Source organism: Herbaspirillum sp. B65, from assembly GCF_000333555.1.
GTDB classification, from domain to species: Bacteria; Pseudomonadota; Gammaproteobacteria; order Burkholderiales; family Burkholderiaceae_D; genus Herbaspirillum; species Herbaspirillum rubrisubalbicans.
In genome coordinates this window covers 1-919 of record NZ_BADI01000871.1, presented here as the reverse complement: position 1 = coordinate 919, position 919 = coordinate 1, and the positions used below count along the sequence as shown (strand labels likewise).

Annotated in this window: 1 pseudogene; it reads left to right on the top strand. The window is 65.3% G+C overall.

From position 1 onward, the window contains the following. Positions 1-919, top strand: a pseudogene (gene mltA, locus I5W_RS20725) (murein transglycosylase A); the annotation flags it as partial.

Below are 919 nucleotides of genomic sequence, written 5' to 3'. Positions count from 1 at the left end.
CAGCGTGCGGCGCTGCCTCGCCTAAGTGACCTGATATTGGCGGTCTCGGTCGCCGTCCTGCTGGCAGCCTGCCAGACCACCCCGCTGACCACGCCTGAGCCCGGCCAGCCTGGCCCCCGGCCGGTCGTGCAGCCGGGGCCGGCCATGCGCGCCACCACCTTCTCCCAACTCCCCGGCTGGACCAATGACGACCTGCGCGAAGCCTGGCCGGCCGTGCAATCGTCCTGCTCGGTGATGATCCGCAAGCCCGAGTGGCGTGCCGCCTGTAGCGCGGCCCAGCAGGTCAATGCCAATGACCTCGGTTTCCTGCGCCAATATTTCGAGACCTATTTCACGCCTTATCAGTTGTTTAACCCGGATGGTACCGATACCGGGCTGGTGACCGGTTACTACGAGCCGCTGCTGCGCGGTTCGCGTCGGCGCGGCGGGCCGTACCAGACGCCGCTGTACCAGGCGCCGGAGGACTTGCTGACCATCGACCTGGCCAGTGCCTACCCGGAACTGAAGAACTTGCGCCTGCGCGGCAAGCTGGTGGGGCGCAAGGTGGTGCCGTACCCGACCCGGGCTGAGTTGATGCAGGGCAATGCTCTGGCCGGCAAGGAGATCGTCTGGGTGGATGATCCGGTGGAGGCTTTCTTCCTGCAGGTGCAGGGTTCTGGTCGGGTCTACCTGCCGGAGTCGCGCGAGACCATCCGCCTGGCCTATGCCGACCAGAATGGCCGGCCCTACAAGTCCATCGGGCGCTATCTGGTGGACAAGGGCGAGATGGAACTGTCCCAGGCCTCGGCCCAGAACATCAAGGCCTGGGTCCAGGCCATCCGGCGCGCAAGGAAGAGTTGCTCATGCCAATCCCAGCTATGTCTTTCTTCAGGAGAAAAGCTGCTCGATCTTCCCAGGGACCNAGGGCGCCCAGGGCATT